1 protein-coding gene is annotated in these 526 nt (G+C 47.0%); it reads right to left on the bottom strand.

The genetic code is table 11. The features are described from left to right. Positions 1 to 144 precede the first annotated feature (144 nt). On the bottom strand, positions 145 to 526 hold a 382-nt coding region (locus R7P74_RS29075), incomplete at its 5' end, for a thioredoxin fold domain-containing protein (protein WP_318124182.1).

Raw genomic sequence — 526 nt, 5'->3', positions numbered from 1 at the left:
AGTAATACCGCGATTGATGTAAATGCGTTTTAAGATCGGAGGAATGGAATCTGGGAGAAGGGAAAGATCTGGTTCAGGACGTCGTTGAATTTCTATCATGCTTGAAAAGAGCCGACTATTGCGTCGGCTCTGCTCCTTAAAGGATTACACTTGCTCTAAACGTTTCAGTAGTTCAGCTGGCGGTAAGTAACCACCAACCATCTCACCGTTTGGAAGGAAGATTGCAGGCGTACCTGAAATACCTAACTGACGACCAACGTTGTAGTGCGCTTGAATGGTCTCTTTACATTGCTCAAGATCTTTCGCTGGATTGTCGAAAGTGCGGCTCACTTTCGCATTATGCATCGCCGCTTTTGGATCTTCTGCACACCAAATCGTTGCCATTTGCTCAGCAACAGGCCCTGTCGCACCTTGGCGAGGGTATGCCATGTAACGCACAGTAATACCTAGATCATTGTAGCCCTGCATTTGGTTATGCAGACGAACACAGTAGCCACAAGTGATGTCAGTAAATACCGTCACCACG

The organism is Vibrio sp. 2033 (genome assembly GCF_033339735.1).
The sequence above is the reverse complement of the archived record's forward strand: the minus strand, read 5'-3'. Positions and strand labels throughout refer to the sequence as shown.